This is a genomic window from Photobacterium sanguinicancri (assembly GCF_024346675.1).
Lineage (GTDB): Bacteria > Pseudomonadota > Gammaproteobacteria > Enterobacterales > Vibrionaceae > Photobacterium > Photobacterium sanguinicancri.
Genome location: NZ_AP024850.1, coordinates 3,042,617 through 3,064,012 on the forward strand (window position 1 = coordinate 3,042,617; position 21,396 = coordinate 3,064,012).

The 21,396-nt window shown below is 45.3% G+C and carries 14 protein-coding genes; 4 read left to right on the plus strand and 10 right to left on the minus strand.

The genetic code is table 11. The features are described from left to right. Positions 1-28: 28 nt before the first annotated feature. The gene (gene greA, locus OCU87_RS14085) at positions 29-502 is read right to left on the minus strand and encodes a transcription elongation factor GreA (RefSeq protein ID WP_062691290.1); all 474 of its coding nucleotides are present in this window, start codon (positions 500-502) and stop codon (positions 29-31) included. A 492-nt stretch (positions 503-994) separates the two neighbouring features. Between greA and OCU87_RS14090 the strand changes: the two genes are divergently transcribed. Together OCU87_RS14090 and dacB are read left to right on the plus strand one after the other, a co-directional pair. Continuing rightward, the gene (locus tag OCU87_RS14090) at positions 995-1,975 is read left to right on the plus strand and encodes a porin (RefSeq protein ID WP_261857421.1); all 981 of its coding nucleotides are present in this window, start codon (positions 995-997) and stop codon (positions 1,973-1,975) included. Between the two features lie 140 nt (positions 1,976-2,115). Continuing rightward, positions 2,116-3,615 carry a serine-type D-Ala-D-Ala carboxypeptidase gene (gene dacB, locus OCU87_RS14095; protein WP_261857422.1) on the plus strand — a complete coding sequence of 500 codons (1,500 nt, stop codon included), beginning with the start codon at positions 2,116-2,118 and terminating at the stop codon, positions 3,613-3,615. A 168-nt stretch (positions 3,616-3,783) separates the two neighbouring features. Here the strand turns inward: dacB and OCU87_RS14100 are convergent, their stop codons facing one another. From OCU87_RS14100 to dapB, 4 genes are all read right to left on the minus strand, one after another. After that, a complete protein-coding gene (locus OCU87_RS14100; RefSeq protein WP_062691288.1) occupies positions 3,784-4,632 on the minus strand; it encodes a magnesium transporter in 849 nt (282 codons plus the stop codon). Positions 4,633-5,225: 593 nt separating this feature from the next. Beyond that, positions 5,226-8,450, minus strand: a complete 3,225-nt coding sequence (carB, locus tag OCU87_RS14105; RefSeq protein WP_062691287.1) for a carbamoyl-phosphate synthase large subunit — start codon at positions 8,448-8,450, stop codon at positions 5,226-5,228. Positions 8,451-8,467: 17 nt separating this feature from the next. Beyond that, on the minus strand, positions 8,468-9,607 hold the full coding sequence (carA, locus tag OCU87_RS14110) for a glutamine-hydrolyzing carbamoyl-phosphate synthase small subunit (RefSeq protein WP_261857423.1): 1,140 nt from the start codon (positions 9,605-9,607) through the stop codon (positions 8,468-8,470). A 505-nt stretch (positions 9,608-10,112) separates the two neighbouring features. Beyond that, entirely contained in the window at positions 10,113-10,922 is an 810-nt protein-coding gene (dapB, locus tag OCU87_RS14115; protein ID WP_062691285.1) for a 4-hydroxy-tetrahydrodipicolinate reductase, read from the minus strand. Between the two features lie 156 nt (positions 10,923-11,078). On the opposite strand from dapB, the gene OCU87_RS14120 reads away from it, so the two are divergent. Then, entirely contained in the window at positions 11,079-12,230 is a 1,152-nt protein-coding gene (locus OCU87_RS14120; RefSeq protein WP_062691284.1) for an efflux RND transporter periplasmic adaptor subunit, read from the plus strand. Positions 12,231-12,242: 12 nt separating this feature from the next. Continuing rightward, the gene (locus tag OCU87_RS14125; protein ID WP_261857424.1) at positions 12,243-15,377 is read left to right on the plus strand and encodes an efflux RND transporter permease subunit; all 3,135 of its coding nucleotides are present in this window, start codon (positions 12,243-12,245) and stop codon (positions 15,375-15,377) included. Positions 15,378-15,471: 94 nt separating this feature from the next. Here OCU87_RS14125 and ispH read toward each other — a convergent pair whose 3' ends face one another. From ispH to ribF, 5 genes are all read right to left on the minus strand, one after another. Next, positions 15,472-16,419 carry a 4-hydroxy-3-methylbut-2-enyl diphosphate reductase gene (ispH, locus tag OCU87_RS14130; RefSeq protein ID WP_062691283.1) on the minus strand — a complete coding sequence of 316 codons (948 nt, stop codon included), beginning with the start codon at positions 16,417-16,419 and terminating at the stop codon, positions 15,472-15,474. 12 nt (positions 16,420-16,431) lie between these two features. Beyond that, positions 16,432-16,866: an FKBP-type peptidyl-prolyl cis-trans isomerase gene (gene fkpB / locus OCU87_RS14135; RefSeq protein WP_062691282.1), complete on the minus strand. Its 435-nt coding sequence runs from the start codon at positions 16,864-16,866 to the stop codon at positions 16,432-16,434. A gap of 153 nt (positions 16,867-17,019) precedes the next feature. Further along, positions 17,020-17,547: a signal peptidase II gene (lspA, locus tag OCU87_RS14140; RefSeq protein ID WP_094955735.1), complete on the minus strand. Its 528-nt coding sequence runs from the start codon at positions 17,545-17,547 to the stop codon at positions 17,020-17,022. Next, positions 17,547-20,393, minus strand: coding sequence for an isoleucine--tRNA ligase (ileS, locus tag OCU87_RS14145; protein WP_261857425.1), 2,847 nt, complete (start codon positions 20,391-20,393; stop codon positions 17,547-17,549). Before ileS ends, lspA begins: the two co-directional genes overlap by 1 nt. Beyond that, positions 20,390-21,361 (minus strand): bifunctional riboflavin kinase/FAD synthetase, encoded by a 972-nt coding sequence (gene ribF / locus OCU87_RS14150; RefSeq protein ID WP_261857426.1) that lies wholly within the window; start codon positions 21,359-21,361, stop codon positions 20,390-20,392. The genes ileS and ribF overlap by 4 nt, the downstream gene beginning before the upstream one ends. Positions 21,362-21,396 lie beyond the last annotated feature (35 nt).

A 21,396-nucleotide genomic window follows, 5' to 3' on the forward strand; every position in this document is an offset into this window, starting at 1 on the left:
ATAGTACATGCTTTTTCGCAATAGGCGATTAAATGTACTCTACTTTCTCGATTTCAAATTCTTTCTGGCCACCCGGTGTAGAAATAACCACTTCATCACCTTCTTCTTTGCCAATCAGACCACGAGCAATCGGCGAGTTCACAGAGATACGACCCGCTTTAATATTTGCTTCGTCATCACCAACGATTTTGTAGGTCACTTCTTCTTCAGTATCGACATCCATCAAACGTACCGTCGTACCAAAAATTACTTTACCTGTGTTCGTTATCTTAGTTACATCGATAACCTGCGCCACAGACAGCTTATATTCGATATCTCGAATTTGTGCTTCACAGATCCCCTGCTCTTCACGTGCTGCGTGATATTCCGCGTTTTCTTTAAGGTCACCCAGTTCACGGGCTTCACCAATCGCTTGCGAAATAATCGGGCGACGCTTCATTAACACATCCAGCTCTTCACGCAGCTTCTTCTCGCCGCTAACTGTCATTGGTACTTTATCCATTTCAACTTCCTCATGTCTTCATGCCACGCATTTCAGACAAATAAAAGCCACTCAGTAACGACCTGAGTGTCATTAATTCACAAAAGATTGTTGCCTATTTTAAACAAATATCATCGATAGGTCACCTATTGCTGCATCTAGATGACATTGTTCTCATCTCAAAGAATTGAGCGTTACATATCTGATTAAACAACAAAATAATGCAGCAATGGTCACATTTTCAACCACAAGAAAACGAAAACAACCACAACAATCTCACACCACTTTTCTAAAACATACTAAAAAGTGAATTTTCTACTGAACTTTACATACTACACCCAAGTAATTGTTTTACATGCATTAAATATAGTAAAACATCAAACAAAACCAACCTAAAAACATTTTTTTTAGCTTTTTTTACTAACACTACTGCCCCATAACCAGTAAAAAGAACGCCATGCATTTACACATTGAAGTGCATCAAATAAAAAAATATTTTAAAAGGATTCAGCAATGAACAAGAACCTGATTGCTCTAGCAGTAGCAGCAGCGACTCTTTCTGGTGCAGCACAAGCGGCAGAAGTATACTCAGACGAAACGTCTAGCCTAGCAATTGGCGGTCGTATCGAAGCACGTGCAGCAGTTAAAGACGGCGACGTGACTGACAACACTCGTACTCGTATCAACATCGGCGCTAAATCAGACATTTCTGATTCAGTATACGGTCTTGGTTTCTTCGAGCGTGAATTCCGCGCAGGCGATAGCGTTAAGATCGATGGTGAATCAATCAACGTTTCTCCTAAAGATGAAAACCGTAAACTTTACGCTGGTATCGGTTCTGACTACGGTCAAGTTGTATACGGTAAAATCGACGGTTCTCTAGGCATGATCACTGACTTTACAGATATCATGGCTTACCACGGTAACGAAGCTGGTGGCAAAATCAACGCAGCTGACCGTGCAAGCAACAGCCTTGCATACATCGGTTCTTTCGATAACCTAGTAGTTAAAGCTAACTACGTGTTTGACAACGGTTCAAAAGAAGACGGTTACTCTGCTGGCGCAATGTACACGCTAGACATGGGTCTTGGTTTCGGTGCGGGTTACGCACAACAAGAAACTGGCGCAGACAAAACTGACAAAACTGAGAAACAAGCATTCGCAGCTATTTCTTACGCAATCAACGATTTCTACTTCGCAGGTCTATACCAAGACTCACGTAACACTGCTGCTGAAAAAGTACGTGGTTACGAACTTGCTGCTAAGTACACTATGGACAAGCTAGTATTCACAGGTACTTTCAACTACCTAGAAGACAAAGACAACTCTAACTCAGACGACGCTCTTGCTAACTCGTACGCAGTTGACGCGACTTACTACTTCACTAACAACTTCCGTACTTACGCGTCTTACAAACTAGACCAAGCTAAGACTGATGTTGCTGGCGAGCGTAACAAAGATGAGTTCGTTCTTGGTGCACGTTACGACTTCTAATCCCGTTTGGATTAAAAGCGCAATATGCTGATAAAACGCAGACTTCGGTCTGCGTTTTTTGTTTTCATAACATCCCCTCTGACATTCACGCCAATAATTCAGCTATGATGCTATAAATGCTTTCATATCAAGCCTGTATCATGACGATTTCTCTACTTTCTAAAAAAAGTGTATTCCTGTTGGCTACTGTCGCTACTTTCTCTCAGCAAGTAATGGCCGTGACAGCCCCCCCTTTACACGCAAATATCACTCAATCACTTGCGCTATTACCCTCGGGCAATAGCAGCAGTGTAATTGTGGCGCAGCATGCCGTTCCACCAAAAAAAAATCCGACTCTTGTGTGGCAAAAAAATCCGCAGCAACTTCGCGCGCCAGCCAGCACCCAAAAATTATTAACCGCATTAGCAGCCAAACTCTATCTACCGTCAGCATTCACCTTTAATACAGATATAGAGCTAAGTACCAATAAGGCTAAACAAGACCTCATCATTCGCTTTAACGGCGATCCTCTCTTTAGCCGTAAAGATCTCACGGCCTTGCTAAGGAAAGTGAAATTGCAGGGCATTACTCGCTTAGAGGGTAATATTTATCTTGATGGCAGTATTTTTAATGGCTACGAGCGTGCTGTCGGCTGGCCGTGGGACATTTTAGGGGTTTGCTATAGTGCGCCATCAAGTAGCATCAGCCTTGAGCATAACTGTGTACAAGGCGCTATTTACAGTAATAAAAAAGAAGGTCAACCCACCCGAGTCCATGTTCCTTCTCATCAACCTATTACCGTCACAACCCATGCTAACATTGTGTCTAAAGCACAGAAAAAATCGCAATTTTGCGATTTAGAACTTCATGCTTTACCCGATAACAGCTATCAGTTAAATGGCTGTCTATTACAACGCGAAAAGCCGTTGCCTCTTAATTTTGCCATCCAAGATACGGAAGCATTTACCCAGCAAGTATTATTAGCTGAGCTAAAACGTTTAGGTATTCGATTTACGGGAGAGATCAAGCGCAGTGATGGCCACCAAGGTCAGCGTATCGCCCGCCATCAATCAGTGCCACTGCCTGAGCTTTTAGAGATCATGTTAAAAGATTCTGACAATCTTATTGCCGATAATCTGGCAAAAACACTGGGGCACTACTACTTCAAGCAACCCGGTAATTTCGCCAACGGTACTGCGGCAATTAAAGCGATTCTCAGCGACCAAGCAGGGATCGATCTCAAAAATGCAGTCTTAGTTGATGGGTCAGGGCTATCACGTAATAACCGCCTAACCGCCGAACAGTTGCTATATGTGATGAACTACTTAATTACGCACGATCAGCAGCTCGCACTTTTAGCGGCCCTACCCGTTGCCAATGAAAGTGGCACCTTGCGCTACCGTCCAAGCTTACGAAAACTGCCACTGGCTGGTAATTTAACGGCAAAGAGTGGTTCACTATACGGAGCTTACAATCTTGCGGGGGTGCTTAAAACAGAATCAGGGCAATCGCTCATTGTGATCCAGCTGATCAATAACTATCACCCAGTGAAACCATTAGAAGATAAACCGATGACACCCGCGATTACTCTGTTCGAAAAAGCCTTTTATGAGGTGCTGTATCATGCAGATCTAGACGCAAAAGATACTAAGGCACTCTAAAATTAGAGAATAAAACGGAAGGTTAAAGCCAGATTAGTACAACGGTTCAAGTATGAAAAAAGCCCCAGTGCATCTAGGCACTGGGGCTTATATATAACAGCTTGGCACAATAAGAATAGGGATAGCCAAAGACTGTTGCAAAATGAAAGCGTTAGGCAAGCAGGAACATTAAGCGAGTCCCAGCATCCAATTCACCGTCGTGAAGTAAATCATCATACCTGTTATATCGACGACTGATGCAAGTACCGGGCTAACCAATACCGCAGGATCTAATCGGCATGCGCGCGCAACCATAGGTAATACACCACCGATACTGGTCGAAATCACAACCTGGATCGATATTGCCATACCTATCGCCACTGCAATATCTTCTAAATGAATACCAAAGGGTAAACTCGAAGCATCACTAAACAGCATGACTCGGCCAATAATAACGGCGGCTAATACGCCTGCAACCACTAAGGCAACACGGAACTCTTTCCACAATACGGCCAGCCAGTCTTTACACCGTATCTCTTCCATCGCTAAAGCCCGCACGACCAAAGTCGCAGCCTGCGACCCCGTATTGCCACCAGCGGCGGCAATAACCGGCATATAAATAGCTAACAGCACCAGCTGACTCAGCGTGTCTTCGTAATGTGAAATGATAAGGCCCGATACGATCCCTAATAAAGCAAGGCCAACAATCCAGCCAATGCGTTCACGCACATGGGACATCACACTATTTTGTAAATAGTGCCCAGCAGGTTCAGCTTCCGAGCATATCAATCCAAGTCCATTGGCCAAGTGACGCATCCGCTTCTCTTCATTCATCTCATCAAGACGATCGAGTAAACACTGTACGTGCCTCAACGGACACTCATGCAATACAGCAAGAGCCTCTGTAAATGGCATCACCGTCAATAGTCTTGCTTGCTCTTCAGCACTGTATTTCAAAAAAGCGTTTTTCACAGCCAGCACATCGTTCTGTGCTAAATTTTCGTTTGCAGTTTGCACCGCATAGTTCATTACCGCCATAGCGAATCTCCCGATTGGCAAGAACTAAGTCACTAGCATGTACTAGTTACTCAGCTAACAGTAACGACCACCAGAATTAACCTAAAAGCTAACACGCCCTACTGCTAAACGGCATCGTTTATCACCTAAAAAAGGCGACAAAAAACGTCGATAAGCCCGTAAGTCGTTTTTCAACTAACTGACAAATTCAACATGAGATATAAGGAAGAAAATCGAGGAATAGAGCGATTAGCATGTATCAATAAGAGTGATACTTGTAGACGTGTATTCCGAACCAGCGGTGGGTTCGGACAATAGGAGACCGACACCGTTAGCAGGTTTGATTTTCCACCTTCATACTCGGGGGATGGTCGGTATCGTTCATTAAAGTCTCCAAAGATGCCGCATTAGTGCGACGCGGTAATTTTACGGAATTCACTCATGCGTGCAAGGTATTTAAGTTAATAATTTGCCACAAAATATTTCTTAAACCTGTCGCGACACGGCTAAGTAGAATAAAGCCCCGACTCCTAATATTATCTATGCAGATCAAAAAAGCCCGCCAGTATAGGCGGGCCTGTTTTTTATATGTTCACGCTAATGCGCTAGCATAATTACGCGTTCTTGATACGCGCATGTAATTCTTGAACAGAGGTAACCTTGTTTCGGTCATCTGCAGCCCAAGCCATACATGTTGCAAATGCTGCATTTAGCGTCGTGGTGTAGTTCACCTTCTCAGCCAATGCGCCACGGCGAAGTACTTTCGAATCTTCAATCGCTTGACGACCTTCAGCAGTGTTCACGATGTAGGTGTATTCATTGTTCTTGATACGGTCAAGAATATGTGGACGACCTTCGTGTACCTTATTCACTAGGCGAGGGTTAATACCCGCTTCACCCAAAATCACCGCAGTACCATGAGTTGCATCAAGTTCGTAACCTTGCTTGATTAGCTTAGAAGCTAGGTCAACAACACGTTTCTTATCATTCTCACGAACTGATAATAATGCGCGACCACTTGCTTGCTTCTCTTTGCTACAGCCAAGTTCAGCTTTAGCAAACGCTTCTGCAAACGTATCACCCACGCCCATCACCTCACCAGTTGAGCGCATCTCTGGGCCTAACAGTGGGTCAACACCTGGGAACTTGTTGAACGGTAGTACCACTTCTTTTACCGAGTAGTACGGTGGAATAATCTCTTTGGTAAAGCCTTGAGACTCAAGAGACTGACCAGCCATTACACGTGCTGCAATTTTCGCTAGTGGTGCACCTGTTGCTTTAGATACAAATGGTACGGTACGTGCTGCGCGTGGGTTTACTTCGATAAGGTAAACGTCGTTATCCTTAACAGCAAACTGGGTATTCATTAAGCCACGAACACCTAGTTCAAACGCTAACTTTTCAACTTGTTGACGCATTACATCTTGGATTTCAGGGCTTAGCGTATAAGCAGGCAGAGAACATGCTGAGTCACCTGAGTGAACACCCGCTTGCTCAATGTGCTCCATGATGCCGCCAATAACAACGCGCTCACCATCGCAAATCGCATCTACATCCACTTCAACAGCGTCATCTAGGAAGCGGTCAAGTAGAACTGGAGATTCATTTGATACGCTAACGGCTTCATTGAAGTAGCGACGTAAGTCTTGCTCATCGTATACGATTTCCATCGCACGACCACCAAGAACATAAGAAGGACGAACAACCAATGGGAAGCCAATGTCTTTCGACTTTTCAATCGCTTGTTCCATTGTTGTTACTGTCGCATTCTCTGGCTGTAGAAGGCCAAGACGGTCAACAGCTGCTTGGAAACGCTCACGGTCTTCCGCACGGTCGATAGCATCAGGACTCGTACCAATAATTGGTACACCAGCCGCTTCAAGTGCGCGCGCTAACTTAAGTGGTGTTTGACCACCGTATTGAACGATAACACCTTTTGGCTTTTCAACGCGTGCGATAGCTAATACATCTTCCAGTGTCACTGGCTCGAAGTATAGGCGGTCAGACGTATCGTAATCTGTCGAAACTGTCTCAGGGTTACAGTTAACCATGATGGTTTCATAACCGTCTTCACGAAGCGCAAGTGATGCGTGTACACAACAGTAATCAAATTCGATACCTTGGCCGATACGGTTTGGACCGCCACCTAGGATCATGATTTTATCTTTATCTGTCGGGTTGGCTTCACATTCGTCATCGTACGATGAGTACATGTAAGCCGTGTCAGACGAGAATTCCGCCGCACAGGTATCAACGCGCTTGTAAACAGGGTGAATATCATACTGGTCACGTAAACGGCGAATTTCGCTTTCCGCAACACCTAGCAGCTTAGCAAGACGCGCATCAGCAAAACCTTTACGTTTTAGCTGGCGAAGTACCGTTTCGTTCAAGCCTGCAAAACCGCCATCTTTAACCGCTTGTTCGGCTTTAACTAGGTCTTCGATTTGAACTAAGAACCAACGGTCAACGTTAGTTAGGTTGAAGACACCATCAACAGACATACCGGCACGGAATGCATCCGCGATGTACCAAATACGCTCAGCACCAGCATCTTTTAGTTCGTGACGAATTGTTGTCAGAGCGTCTGGCGCATCTAGGTCAACCATTTCGTCAAAGCCCATCGCGCCAACTTCTAGGCCGCGAAGTGCTTTCTGTAGCGATTCTTGTTGGTTACGGCCGATAGCCATCACTTCACCAACCGACTTCATTTGCGTCGTTAGACGGTCATTTGCACCTGCAAATTTCTCGAAGTTAAAGCGAGGGATCTTCGTTACTACGTAATCGATTGTTGGTTCAAATGAGGCTGGCGTTGCACCGCCAGTGATGTCATTCATTAGCTCGTCTAACGTAAAGCCAACCGCCAGTTTCGCTGCAATCTTAGCGATTGGGAAACCTGTTGCTTTAGATGCCAGTGCAGAAGAGCGAGAAACACGAGGGTTCATCTCGATGATAACCATACGGCCATCTTTAGGATTGATACCAAACTGTACGTTTGAACCGCCCGTTTCAACACCGATTTCACGTAGTACTGCTAGCGATGCATTACGCATCAACTGGTATTCTTTGTCGGTCAGCGTTTGTGCTGGCGCAACAGTGATGGAGTCACCCGTATGGATCCCCATCGCATCGAAGTTTTCAATCGCACATACGATGATACAGTTGTCGTTTTTATCACGAACCACTTCCATCTCGTATTCTTTCCAACCGATCAGTGACTCATCGATTAGTAATTCGTTAGTTGGCGACAAGTCCAAACCACGGCGACAGATTTCGTCAAATTCTTCTTTGTTATAAGCGATACCACCGCCCGTACCACCCATGGTGAACGAAGGACGAATGATACAAGGGAAGCCAACCATGTCTAAAACTTTGTAAGCTTCTTCCATTGTTTTCGCAGTATCAGCGGTTGGGCATTCAAGGCCGATAGACTTCATTGCTTTATCGAAGCGAGAACGGTCTTCTGCTTTATCAATCGCATCAGCCGTTGCACCAATCATCTCTACGCCAAACTCAGCCAGTACGCCGTGTTTTTCCAAATCAAGCGCACAGTTCAGAGCGGTTTGACCACCCATCGTTGGTAGCACTGCATCTGGACGTTCTTTTTCAATAATCTTACGAACCACTTCCCAGTGAATAGGTTCGATGTAGGTTGCATCAGCCATGTCTGGGTCAGTCATGATTGTTGCAGGGTTCGAGTTAACAAGAATTACACGGTAGCCTTCTTCGCGAAGTGCTTTACACGCTTGTGCACCCGAGTAGTCAAATTCACACGCCTGACCGATAACAATCGGGCCAGCACCAAGAATCAGAATACTTTTAATATCATTACGTTTTGGCATCTTTTACTACTCCGGACTTAGGCGCTGTGCTTTTTTAGCAATTCGATAAAGTGGTCAAACAAGGGTGCTGCATCGTGTGGGCCAGGGCTTGCTTCAGGGTGACCTTGGAAGCTAAATGCCGGCTTGTCTGTGCGATGAATACCTTGAAGTGAGCCATCAAACAATGATTTATGTGTTGCTCGTAGATGCTCAGGCAAACTTACCTCATCCACTGCAAAACCGTGGTTCTGAGCAGTTATCATGACTACATCACGGTCTAGGTCTTTCACTGGGTGGTTTGCACCGTGATGACCAAATTTCATTTTCACTGTTTGTGCGCCACTTGCCAGAGCAAGGATTTGGTGACCAAGACAAATACCAAATATTGGTAGGCCTTTTTCAAGGAAAGTCTTGGTTGCTTCAATTGCGTAAGTACATGGTTCTGGGTCACCAGGGCCGTTCGATAAGAACACGCCATCTGGGTTCAGGGCCAACACCTCTTCTGCCGAAGTTTGTGCAGGAACAACGGTTAAGCGACAACCGCGGTCAACAAGCATGCGTAAGATGTTACGTTTTGCGCCGAAGTCGTAAGCAACTACGTGGTATGGCAATTCACTGTCGTCTTTCGCTTCAGGTAAACCGCCTAGCAACGTCCAAGAACCTTGCTTCCACGAGTATGCTTCAGACGTAGTGACTTCTTTTGCCAAATCCATGCCTTTCAGACCCGGGAACTCTTTTGCTTTTACCAGTGCTAACGCTTCATCAAGGTTAGTACCTGCAATCACACAACCGTTTTGCGCGCCTTTTTCACGCAGAATACGCGTCAGCTTACGGGTATCAATATCTGCGATACCAACAATGTTTTGTGATTTTAAGTAATCAGAAAGGGTTTGTTCACTGCGGAAGTTTGAAGCAATAAGAGGGAGGTCACGAATTATCAAGCCTTGCGCATGGATTGCTGTGGATTCTTCGTCTTCGGAATTGATTCCGGTGTTGCCAATATGAGGGTAAGTAAGAGTAACTATCTGTTGTGAATAAGAAGGGTCAGTGAGAATTTCTTGATACCCCGTCATCGAGGTATTGAAAACGACTTCACCAACGGCCGAACCATCTGCCCCAATGGACACGCCGCGGAACACTGTCCCATCTTCAAGGACTAACAGCGCAGATTTGCTCAAGACAACCTCCAAAAAATATAAAAATGCAATTAAAACAGATAAATTTGCAACTACCCATTCAATACATTGCCAAGAATTGCCGAAAGCCGATTTTTGACAAATTCCGCGTAGTCTATAGAGCGCTTATTTTTCTGTCAATAACAGCCTTAAAATAACTACTAAATATATCAATTTAAGGCACAAAAATGAGCGAAACAACTAAAACACAATGATAAGTCGGTTATTTGTCACATGAAAGTTGTGGCCGATCTCATTTTATCGTTTGCCAAAATGTAACCAGAGATTAATACAAACAAAGACAGAGGCAAACGATTATAAACACAAAGAATAGATGTTGTTTTAGGGCTTTAGCAGCAAAAACCCAATAAAACGAACTTTAATTAATACAAAGAAGGCAATTTAGCAAAGATAAGAAGTAGATGACAAAAGTTGAAGGCTGGGGCGAGCTTTGATGGGAATTTATGCACCAACGAAACATTGATGCATAAACTGAATTTATGATAATTTAGAGCTCATCTAGCCCAAGTACATCCTGCATAGTATAAAATCCAGCGGGCTGCTGCGCTAACCATGACGCCGCACGCACCGCACCATTGGCAAAAGTCATACGATCTGTTGCTTTATGTGTAATCTCTACACGCTCACCAATATCAGCAAACATGGCTGTGTGTTCGCCAACAATATCGCCCGCGCGAATAGTGGCAAAGCCAATTTCATCGCGGCTACGTTCACCCGTGATCCCTTCACGCGCATACACGGCAACATCACTGAGTTTATTACCCATCGCGCCAGCAATCGCTTCACCCATACCAATCGCAGTACCCGATGGTGCATCTACTTTATGACGGTGATGTGCTTCAATCACTTCAATATCACAGTAATCCCCCATCACCTTGGCCGCTTTTTCTAGCAACTTAAAGACAAGGTTCACGCCGACACTGTAATTAGGTGCCATTACAACGCCTAACGATTTTGCCGCATCATCAATACGTTGACGTTCATCTTCAGTAAAGCCTGTCGTACCAATAACAATGCGCTTAGCATGTTTCTGACATAACGCGAGATTCGCCAGTGTCGGTGTCGGTGCGGTGAAATCAATCACGACATCAAAATCATCAACGACATTAGCAAGATCATCAACAACAGCGACACCACATTTACCAATGCCAGCTAGCTCACCAGCATCAACACCAATCATGCTTGATTCAGGGCGTTCACTGGTTGCCCCTAATGTTGCAAACTCTGATGCTTCAACGGCTTTAATTAAATTGCGCCCCATCCGACCGGCTGCGCCAGCTATCGCGATACGTACCATGCTTACTCCATTCATTAACCTAAAATCATTGCAATCCACTCTACCCTGACAAAAAAGTTACAGCAACTCTCGTTATTAGGAGCAATTTATTTACTGTTAATTAGAATGTGCGCATAATCAACTAATGTTATATTTGAAAAAACAGGATGTTAAATCATGAAATGGATTTTAAAGCGCAGCACAGCGTGCGCCGCTATTTTGCTATCCATCGGCTTACTCAGTGGATGTGAAGAAGCGGCACAACAACAAGTCGCTCCACCGCCTCCTTCCGTTATTGTCGAAACCATCACCAAGCAACAAATTAACCCTTCAACTCAATTTAGTGGCCGCATTGAAGCGGTGGAAGATGTTTCCTTGCAGGCGCGTGTCGAAGGCTACCTAATGGCACGTCCATTTCATGAAGGGGACTATGTTAAGAAAGGCACTTTACTGTTTGAATTAGATCCAAAACCTTTTGCAGCCGAAGTTCGCCAAAAAGAAGCAGCACTAAAACAAGCTAGAGCTAAATATGAAGTCTCACTGATCAACTACAAACGCGGTAAAAAACTACTTCCGAAAGGCAGTATTAGTGCAGTTGATTTTGATGAAATAACCACGTCAAAAATTACAGCAGAAGCCTCTGTTGCTCAAGCAGAAGCAGCGCTTGATGCCGCAAAATTGAATCAAGGCTACACCCAAATTCTAGCGCCGATTGATGGTCGTATTGGTGCATCCAATGTCTCGATTGGCGATTTAATTAATCCATCAACAGGTGAGCTTACTACACTGGTGCAACAAGAGCCGATGCACGTTATTTTTAATGCCAGTGAAACCCAAATCCTCGATGCTTACGAACTTAGAAAATCAGGCCAAGTACCGGCATTAAATGAACTCTCTCTCAATTTAGAGCTCTCCAATAAGAGTATGTATGACCAGCAAGGCAAAATAGATTTTATTGATAACCGTATTGATCCAACAACAGGGACGGTACAAATCAGAGCCAGCTTCCCTAACCCCGACCACGTTCTTCAGCCTGGTCAATTTGGCAATATCATCATCGCTTCATCCGATCCGATTGAAGCACTATTAATTCCTCAGGTTGCCGTACAGGAAGACCAAAAAGGCCGCTTTGCTATGGTGGTGAACAACGAGAATATTGTTGAGCGTCGAGATTTAGAAGTGCATACGCGCCAAGGCATTTATTGGATTATCGATGCAGGTCTAATGCCTAATGAACGTGTGATCATTCAAGGATTACAGCGTGTTCGTGTAGGAGCAGAAGTGAAACCGCAAGTACAGCAAATCAAACCATTTGCCGATCAGCAGTAAAGGAGATCACCCATGATCAGTCGCTTTTTTGTTTATCGGCCCAAGTTCGCATTTGTCATTGCTATTGTATTAACACTTTGCGGCTTGCTTGCCATTCCTGTTTTGCCCGTAGCAGAATTTCCAGAAGTCGCACCACCCAGTATCAGTGTTAGTACCAGTTACCCTGGCGCAAACGCAGAAGTCGTTAAAGCCACCGTTGCTCAGGTCGTCGAAAGTGAGGTCAACGGGGTCGAAAACATGATTTACATGTCTTCGAAATCATCGAATGACGGTAGTTATAACCTGACGGTCACTTTTGCTGTTGGTACCAATGCCGATGACGCCCAAGTCCAAGTACAAAACAGGGTCCAAAAAGCCACCTCACGCTTACCCGAAGAGGTTAAACGCGAAGGTATAGCAGTAGAAAAGCAATCTTCCAGCATTTTGATGGTCGTAAACCTATTTTCACCGAAAGATACTTACGATGCGCTGTACATTACCAACTATGCCAGCTTAAACCTAAAAGATGAGCTAGCGCGGGTTCCAGGTGTCAGTAAAGTTAACATCATAGGCTCACTGGATTACGCCATGCGTATCTGGCTTGATCCCGACAAAATGGCGCCGCTAGGCGTTACCCCACAAGATGTACTGGCGGCTATCAAAGAACAAAACATCCAAGTTGCTGCTGGGCGTATTGGGGCCTCACCAACACCACCCGATCAACAATTCCAATACACTCTACAAACTCAAGGTCGATTAGTTGATGCCGCTGAGTTTAAAAATATCATTATTAGAGCAACTCAAGATGGTCGTAAATTACGGGTAAAAGATGTTGCTCGGGTTGAACTGGGCTCACAAACCTACGATGCTCAAGGTAAACTAAACGGTCAACCCTCAGCCATCATCACCATCTATCAGTCACCAGACGCTAACGCACTTGAAGTCGCGCAAGGTGTTCGTGACACAATGGAGAGACTCGAATCCGGTTTCCCTGAAGATCTCGAGCAAAAAGTACTTTACGACACCACAGAATTTGTTGAAACGTCGATCAATGAAGTGGTACAGACCCTCTTTATCTCTGTGGTTCTCGTTGTTCTCGTCGTCTTCATTTTCTTGCAAGATTTCCGTTCAACCTTGATACCAGCAATTGCGATACCCGTTTCGTTAGTGGGTACTTTTGTATTCTTGCTGATTTTCGGTATGACTATCAATACCGTATCGCTGTTCGCATTGATTCTGGCTATCGGGATCGTGGTCGATGATGCCATCGTGGTGATCGAAAACGTCACGCGTTTGATGGAAGACGAAGGATTAAGCCCTCGCGATGCCACCCTAAAAGCCATGGAAGAAGTCACTGGGCCAATTATTGCTACCACCTTGGTTCTATTGGCAGTATTTGCCCCCACTGCGGTAATGCCCGGCATAACGGGGCAAATGTATGCTCAGTTCTCGATCACTATCTGTATCTCGGTACTGATTTCATCGATTAATGCCCTCACCCTTTCTCCTGCATTGTGTGCCTCTTTACTGAAGCCCCCCAAGAAACATGAAAAAGGCTTCCATGCCGCTTTCAACCGTATTTTTAACAAGATAACAGAACGCTATACCAAGGTCGTCGCGACCATGATCCATCGTGTAATTATTGTCAGTGTCTTGTTTGTTGTCATGCTCGCAGGTACTGGGTTACTCGCTAAAGTGCTGCCAAGTGGCTTTATTCCAGATGAAGATAAAAAATCTTTCATGGTCGATGTGTCGCTACCCGACGGTTCCTCTTTAAATCGAACCGAACAGGTGATGGCCGAGTTGGTCGATATAACACGTAACGAGCAAGGCGTTGCTAACGTGATACACGCCAGTGGTTTTAGTATCTTATCTGGATCATTAAAATCAAATGGTGGCCTATTGATTGTGAGTTTGGATTCATGGGAAGAACGAAGCGATCCCAAGTTACATCAAAACCAAATCATTGCCCGTCTTCAGCAAAAATATAACCAACTGCCAGAAGGGGTTGCACAAGCGTTCGCACTACCACCACTACCCGGTGTCGGTAGCGTGGCAGGGGTCGAGTTTGTACTGCAAGACAACCGAGGACGATCAGCACAAGAGCTAGCCTCTGTCATGCGCGGCTTTATTATCAAAGCCAATGAGCAACCTGAAATCGCCTTTGCCTTTAGTAACTTCACCGCGGAAGTACCACAAATATTCGCTGATATTGACCGTGAAAAAGCCAAGGTATTGGGCGTACCTCTGGACGAAATTTTCTTCACCCTCCAAACACAGTTAGGCGGGATGTACGTTAATGACTTCACCAAGTTTGGTAAAAACTTCCGTGTCATGATGCAGGCAGAAACTGAATATCGTTCCGATGAAGCCGGTATTCAACATTTCTACGTGCGCGGTAATGGTGGGCAAATGGTGCCGCTCAGTACCCTTGTCAGTACCCGTCCATCACTCGGGCCTGATGTTGTCGATCGTTACAATCTTTATAATTCAGCGACCATCAATGCGATTCCCGTTCCAGGGTTTAGTTCTGGTGAAGCAGTGACCGCGATGGAACGTGCGGCAACAAGTTTACCCGAAGGCTATAGCTTCTCGTGGACAGGGATGACCTACCAAGAAATCAAAGCGGGTAACTTGGCACCACTGATCTTCTCTCTGGCACTCGTCTTTACCTATCTTTTCTTGGTCGCACAATACGAGAGCTGGACAGTACCACTTGGGGTTATCTTCTCTGTGCCAATTGCAATTTTAGGGGCTTTACTGTTTGTCTGGGTCATAGGTAGTGACGTTAACCTCTACACCCAGATAGGCTTAGTATTGCTGATAGGTCTTGCCAGTAAGAATGCTATTTTGATCATTGAATTTGCCAAAATGCAGCGTGAAGAAGAAGGGTTATCAATCCGTGATTCCGCTGTGACAGCAGCAAAAATGCGTTTCCGTGCGGTATTAATGACAGGCTTCTCATTTGTACTGGGCGTAATGCCACTGGTTGTCGCCAGCGGTGCGGGTGCAGGTAGCCGACGCGCTTTGGGCAATGCGGTATTTGGCGGTATGACTTTGGCGGTTGTCGTCGGAACGATTCTAACGCCAGTACTGTACTTTGCGATTCAATCAATACGTGAAAAAGTTAAAAAGGTCGACATGGGGGGAATTGCGAAGCAGAACTAGCGTCTGTTCTCATAACCATCACGATCAAAAAGCCCGAGCCATATTGAATGACTCGGGCTTTCCTTTATTCATCACTTAGCTAGCAAGCATGCGATTAATCAGTAATGTTTTTAACTTGCAGCTCACGCGGCACTTCAAAGAACATATTTTCTTCACGGCCAGAAAGCTCTTCAACCGTTGCTTGCGTCAATTCTTGGATACGCGCAATGATTTGATTAACTAGCTCTTCCGGTGCCGAAGCACCCGCGGTGACACCCACCTTAGCTTGTCCGTTAAACCACGATGGATTTATGTCTTCAGGGCAATCGGTCAAATAACCCGGTGTACCTAGCTTTTCAGCGAGTTCACGTAAACGATTTGAGTTCGATGAGTTCTTCGACCCCACAACGATCATGATATCGACAGTCTCTGCCATTTCACGTACGGCATCTTGACGGTTTTGGGTCGCGTAACAAATATCATCTTTACGTGGACCTTGGATCTCAGGAAACACCTCTCGCAATTTTTCAATCACGTCCGCCGTTTCATCCACGGATAAGGTTGTTTGACTCACGTAATGTAAGTGGCTTGGGTCTTTTACCTGCATCTTGTCGACATCTTCTGGTTTCTCAACCAAATACATGCCGCCGGTATCACTAGCGTACTGCCCCATGGTACCTTCAACCTCAGGGTGGCCCGCATGGCCAATCAACACCACTTCCATATTACGACGACTGGCACGTGCAACTTCCATATGTACTTTCGTTACCAGCGGACAAGTTGCATCAAACACCGTGAGTTGACGCGCTTTCGCTTCAGTTCGTACTGCTTGCGACACACCATGCGCCGAAAAGATCACGATACTGTCATCAGGCACTTCATGCAGTTCTTCAACAAAAACGGCACCACGCTGTTTCAACCCTTCCACAACAAAGCGGTTATGTACCACTTCATGGCGAACATAAATCGGTGGTTGATACATTTCAAGCGCGCGCTCAACAATGCTGATTGCTCGATCAACACCGGCACAAAAGCCACGTGGATTTGCTAGTAAGATATTCATTGCTAACAGCTCTTAGTTTTCTATTGTCACGACTTCCACATCAAAAGTGACGCGCTGCCCCGCAAGCGGGTGATTAAAGTCGACGGTTACCGAGTCACCAACAATTTGGGTGATCACGCCTGGGATATCTTGGCCATCAGGCCCTGCAAACGCAACGATAGTGCCCACTTCAGCTGGTACATCTGCACCGAACTTACTTAATTCTATATGATGGATGTTATCTGGATCTGATTGACCAAAAGCATCTTCTGGTGCTAGTTCAAAACTGTTGGTCTGTCCTTGCTGTAACCCTAACAGACATTTTTCAAAATTATCCGTTAAGCTACCATCACCCATTCTAAATTTAGCTGGCTTTCCCATTGCTTGGGTTGAGTCTGCTACTGAGCCATCTGAAAGTTTAATCGAAAAGTGCATCAGCACTTCGCTGTTTTCCTTGATTACCGACATACGTAGGGTCCTTTTCGTGTACCTAAACGGCACTTATCCGAATTGGTATTAATTATTTGATGATTGCTGATAAACAATTTTCTACCCCCCTTTTACAACAAAGCGCCGTCCGTATCAACGGACAGCGCTTAGGGGTATTACGTAGAAAGGCTTTTATTTGGCTTTTTCTTTCTTGTCAGCAATAAAGCCTTCAAGAATGATCATGGCTGCCCCAATACATATAGCTGAATCAGCAATATTGAATGCAGGCCAATGGCTATTCCCAACATAGAAATCCAGAAAATCAACCACAAAACCGTGGTACATACGGTCAAACAAATTACCGAGTGCGCCACCAACAATCAGTGCATAAGCACTATTTGCCAGTCGATTTTCTGCCGGAGAACGGCGCATCCAAAAAACTAGTAAGCTACAAACACCTAATGCTATCGCTGTAAAAAACCATCGCTGCCAACCACCTGCATCACTTAAAAAGCTAAATGCAGCACCGTAGTTATGCACGTACAGCAAGTTGAAAAATGGCAATAGCTCAATACGATTTGGCCAGCCATATTCCATGGTGTTCATGACAAGTAGCTTACTACCCACATCAACAATGAAAACCAGAGCCGCTAGCCAAAGCCAGCGCACTCCTGATTGTTTCAATGACAGTTCGGTCTGTTTAGGCGATGTCATTGTCATTAGGCAAACTTACGCTCTTCGCCTTCACCATCGATGTTGCTTACACAACGACCACAAACTTCTTCGTGACCTTCGATAGTGCCTACATCTGCCACATGGTGCCAACAACGGTCACACTTCGCGGCTTCAGATGCAGTTACAGTTACAAATAAACCAGCAAGATCAGTTTCTTGTGCGCCAGCAGGCTGGCTATCAGCAACAACAACGGCAGCTTGTGACGTTAGTAGAACGAAACGTAGCTCGTCTTCTAATGTATTCAGTTTGTCTGCAAGCTCTGCATTTGCATGAAGCGTGATCTCTGCTTGTAGTGCACCACCGATCACTTTGTCTTTACGCGCGCCTTCAAGAAGTTTGTTTACTGCACCACGAACTTGCTGGATTTCAGCCCAGAATTCGTTGTTTAGTTTCTCGTCTTCCGCTAGGCCGAATAGACCTTCGAACCACTCGCCTGTGAATACAAACTTGTCACGTTGACCAGGCATTTCGTTCCAGATTTCATCTGCAGTGAACGACATAATAGGTGCCATCCAACGAACAAGTGCCTCAACGATGTAGTAAAGCGCAGTCTGACAGCTACGTTGTGCGTGGCCACCTTGTTTCGCTGTGTACTGACGGTCTTTAATCACGTCTAGGTAGAATGAGCCCATTTCAACAGAACAGAACTGCATCAGACGCTGAGTTACACCGTGTAGGTTGTACTCGTCGTATGCTTTAACGATTTCTTCTTGTGCAGCCATTGCACGACCAACCGCCCAACGATCCAGTGCCACCATATCTTCTGGTGCAACTAGGTCTGTTTCTGGGTTAAAGCCACTTAGGTTCGCTAGGAAGAAACGTGCTGTGTTACGAATACGACGGTAAGCATCCGCAGAGCGTTTTAGGATTTCATCTGAAACCGCTACTTCACCCGTGTAATCCGTTGATGCAACCCATAGGCGAAGGATATCTGCGCCTAGTTTGTTCGTCACATCTTTAGGTGCAACCACGTTACCTACAGATTTCGACATTTTACGGCCTTGGCCATCAACAACGAAACCGTGTGTTAGTACTTGCTTATACGGTGCCGTATCTTTCATTGCCACAGAGGTGATCAATGAAGACTGGAACCAACCGCGGTGTTGGTCTGAACCTTCAAGGTACAGATCAGCAGCGTTGCCATTAAACTCTTCACGGCTATCAACAACCGATGAGTGCGTCACACCAGAATCGAACCATACGTCCAGTGTATCTAGCACTTTTTCGTAGTTCGCAGCGTCTTCTTCACCCATAAGCTCTGCAGGATCAAGATCCCACCATGCTTGAATACCTTTTTGCTCAACAAGTTGTGCTACTTTCTCGATTAGATCGTGAGAGTCAGGGTGCATTTCTTGTGTTTCTTTATGAACGAACAAGGCAATTGGCACGCCCCAAGTACGTTGACGAGAAATACACCACTCAGGGCGACCTTCGATCATACCTTCGATGCGGCTTTGACCCCACTCAGGTAACCACTGAACATTCTTAATTTCACCTAGCGCTTTCTTACGAAGGCCAGCTTTGTCCATCGAAATGAACCACTGCGGTGTCGCACGGAAAATGATAGGTGTCTTGTGGCGCCAGCAATGTGGGTAGCTGTGCTCGTAAGCGTGGTGATGTAACAGCGCACCATGCTCTTTCAATGTGTCTAGTACTGAATCGTTCGCTTTAAATACGTGTTGACCGGCGAATAGTTCAGTATCAGGTAGGTAAACACCGTTGCTGCCAACAGGGTTTGCAATTTCTAGGTCGTATTTTTTACCAACCACGAAATCTTCTTGGCCGTGGCCAGGTGCTGTATGCACACAACCCGTACCAGAATCAGTCGTAACATGATCGCCAAGAATAACTGGCACATCAAAGCTGTAGAATGGGTGGTTAAAGCGTACTAGCTCTAAATCTTCACCTTTACAGAAACCAAGGTTATGGAAGTGCTTGATACCCGCACGGTCCATCACATCTTTTGCTAGCTCAGCTGCAACGATTAGACGGTATGCTTGTTGATTGTTTTCAGCATCAGCTTCAACTTGAACCAATACATACTCAAGATCGTCACGTACGGCAACGGCACGGTTTGCTGGTAGTGTCCAAGGCGTTGTCGTCCAGATAACGATAGATACGTCACCTTGACCTTGATGATCTTCAACGCAAGAGAACTTAGCAAGTGTTGCTGCTTCGTCTACCGCTTTAAATTTCACATCAATCGATGGTGAAACTTTATCTTGGTATTCCACTTCCGCTTCAGCCAGCGCTGAACCACAGTCTGTACACCAGTGAACAGGTTTAAAACCTTTCAGTAGGTGATTTTTGTCTGCAATTTTACCCAGAGAACGAATGATGTTCGCTTCTGTTGCAAAATCCATTGTACGGTATGGCTTAGCCCACTCACCTAGTACGCCTAGACGAATGAAGCTTTCTTTCTGACCTTCAACCTGACCAGCAGCATATTCACGGCATTTTTCGCGGAATTCAGCAGCAGTCAATTTACGACCCGGCTTACCCCACTTTTTCTCTACCATTAATTCAATTGGTAGACCGTGGCAATCCCAACCTGGTACATACGGTGCGTCAAAGCCTGAAAGCGTCTTTGACTTAATAATAATGTCTTTAAGAATCTTATTTAGCGCGTGACCAATGTGAATATCACCGTTGGCGTAGGGAGGGCCATCGTGTAATACGAAGGACTTTTTACCCTTCTTAGCTTTACGAATTTCACCGTAAAGATCTTCATCATTCCAACGCTGAAGCATTGCTGGCTCACGTTGAGCTAGGTTGCCTCGCATCGGAAACCCTGTTTCAGGTAAATTCAGGGTATCTTTATAGTCGCTCATTGATTCTGGATTCCGTTACTTGGGCGAAGTTGGACATTATTACGCTCAGACAGCCACACCCGTGCTGTTTGGGCATCTCGCTCAATTTGTGCTTTCAGCGCATCAAACGATTCGAATTTTATTTCGTTGCGTAGCTTATGGTGCAACACAACTTCAATCTGACAACCGTATAAGTTACCAGTAAAGTCAAATAGGTGTACTTCTAGCTGTTGGCGTACACCGTTTACTGTTGGTCGGTGACCAACATTGGCAACACCTGCATAAGGTGCGCCATCTAAGCCAAAGACTTCGACTGCATATACCCCAGAGACTGGAGATACTCGTCGTTTCAACGGTACATTTGCCGTTGGAAAGCCAATGGTTCGACCTAGTTTTCGTCCGTGAGAGACTCGCCCACAAACACTATAAGGTCGTCCTAGCATGGTTGCTGCTGATGTTAATTCGTCTTTGGCTAACGCCTGACGAATTGCCGTGCTACTTACACGTTGTGTTGAAACACAAAAACTCTGTGTACTTACCACTTCAAAACCCCACTCACGGCCAGCCGCTTGTAGCATTTCAAATGTTCCACTTCGACCTTGACCGAAGCGAAAATCATCACCAACTACCAGAAACTTAACACCCAATTGCTCAACCAACAAGCGACGAACAAAGTCACGGGGGGTCATATTGGCAAAATGGGCATTAAAATTGATGCAAAGCAAACGCTCAACACCTACTTTTTTCAATTGTTGGTATTTATCACGAAAGCGCGTTAGCCGAGCTGGCGCTTTGTCACCAGCAAAAAGCTCTAACGGCTGAGGTTCAAAAGACATCACCGCAGCGGGTAATGACATAGACTCCGCCTTGGCAATCACCTGGCGTAACACCGCCTGATGACCCAAATGGACACCATCAAAATTACCTATAGTCAGCACGCAACCGTGATGACGAGGCTTAATATTATGTATTCCTCGGATTAATTCCATGTACCGCTTGCTATTTTGCTGAGTGAAATTTCAAA

Excerpts from the sequence above, each read along its gene's own strand:
- greA (WP_062691290.1), bottom strand. The coding sequence starts at position 502 with ATGGATAAAGTACCAATGACAGTTAGCGGCGAGAAGAAGCTGCGTGAA.
- OCU87_RS14090 (WP_261857421.1), top strand. The coding sequence starts at position 995 with ATGAACAAGAACCTGATTGCTCTAGCAGTAGCAGCAGCGACTCTTTCT.
- dacB (WP_261857422.1), top strand. The coding sequence starts at position 2,116 with ATGACGATTTCTCTACTTTCTAAAAAAAGTGTATTCCTGTTGGCTACT.
- OCU87_RS14100 (WP_062691288.1), bottom strand. The coding sequence starts at position 4,632 with ATGGCGGTAATGAACTATGCGGTGCAAACTGCAAACGAAAATTTAGCA.
- carB (WP_062691287.1), bottom strand. The coding sequence starts at position 8,450 with ATGCCAAAACGTAATGATATTAAAAGTATTCTGATTCTTGGTGCTGGC.
- dapB (WP_062691285.1), bottom strand. The coding sequence starts at position 10,922 with ATGGTACGTATCGCGATAGCTGGCGCAGCCGGTCGGATGGGGCGCAAT.
- OCU87_RS14120 (WP_062691284.1), top strand. The coding sequence starts at position 11,079 with ATGAAATGGATTTTAAAGCGCAGCACAGCGTGCGCCGCTATTTTGCTA.
- OCU87_RS14125 (WP_261857424.1), top strand. The coding sequence starts at position 12,243 with ATGATCAGTCGCTTTTTTGTTTATCGGCCCAAGTTCGCATTTGTCATT.
- ispH (WP_062691283.1), bottom strand. The coding sequence starts at position 16,419 with ATGAATATCTTACTAGCAAATCCACGTGGCTTTTGTGCCGGTGTTGAT.
- fkpB (WP_062691282.1), bottom strand. The coding sequence starts at position 16,866 with ATGTCGGTAATCAAGGAAAACAGCGAAGTGCTGATGCACTTTTCGATT.
- lspA (WP_094955735.1), bottom strand. The coding sequence starts at position 17,547 with ATGACAATGACATCGCCTAAACAGACCGAACTGTCATTGAAACAATCA.
- ileS (WP_261857425.1), bottom strand. The coding sequence starts at position 20,393 with ATGAGCGACTATAAAGATACCCTGAATTTACCTGAAACAGGGTTTCCG.
- ribF (WP_261857426.1), bottom strand. The coding sequence starts at position 21,361 with ATGGAATTAATCCGAGGAATACATAATATTAAGCCTCGTCATCACGGT.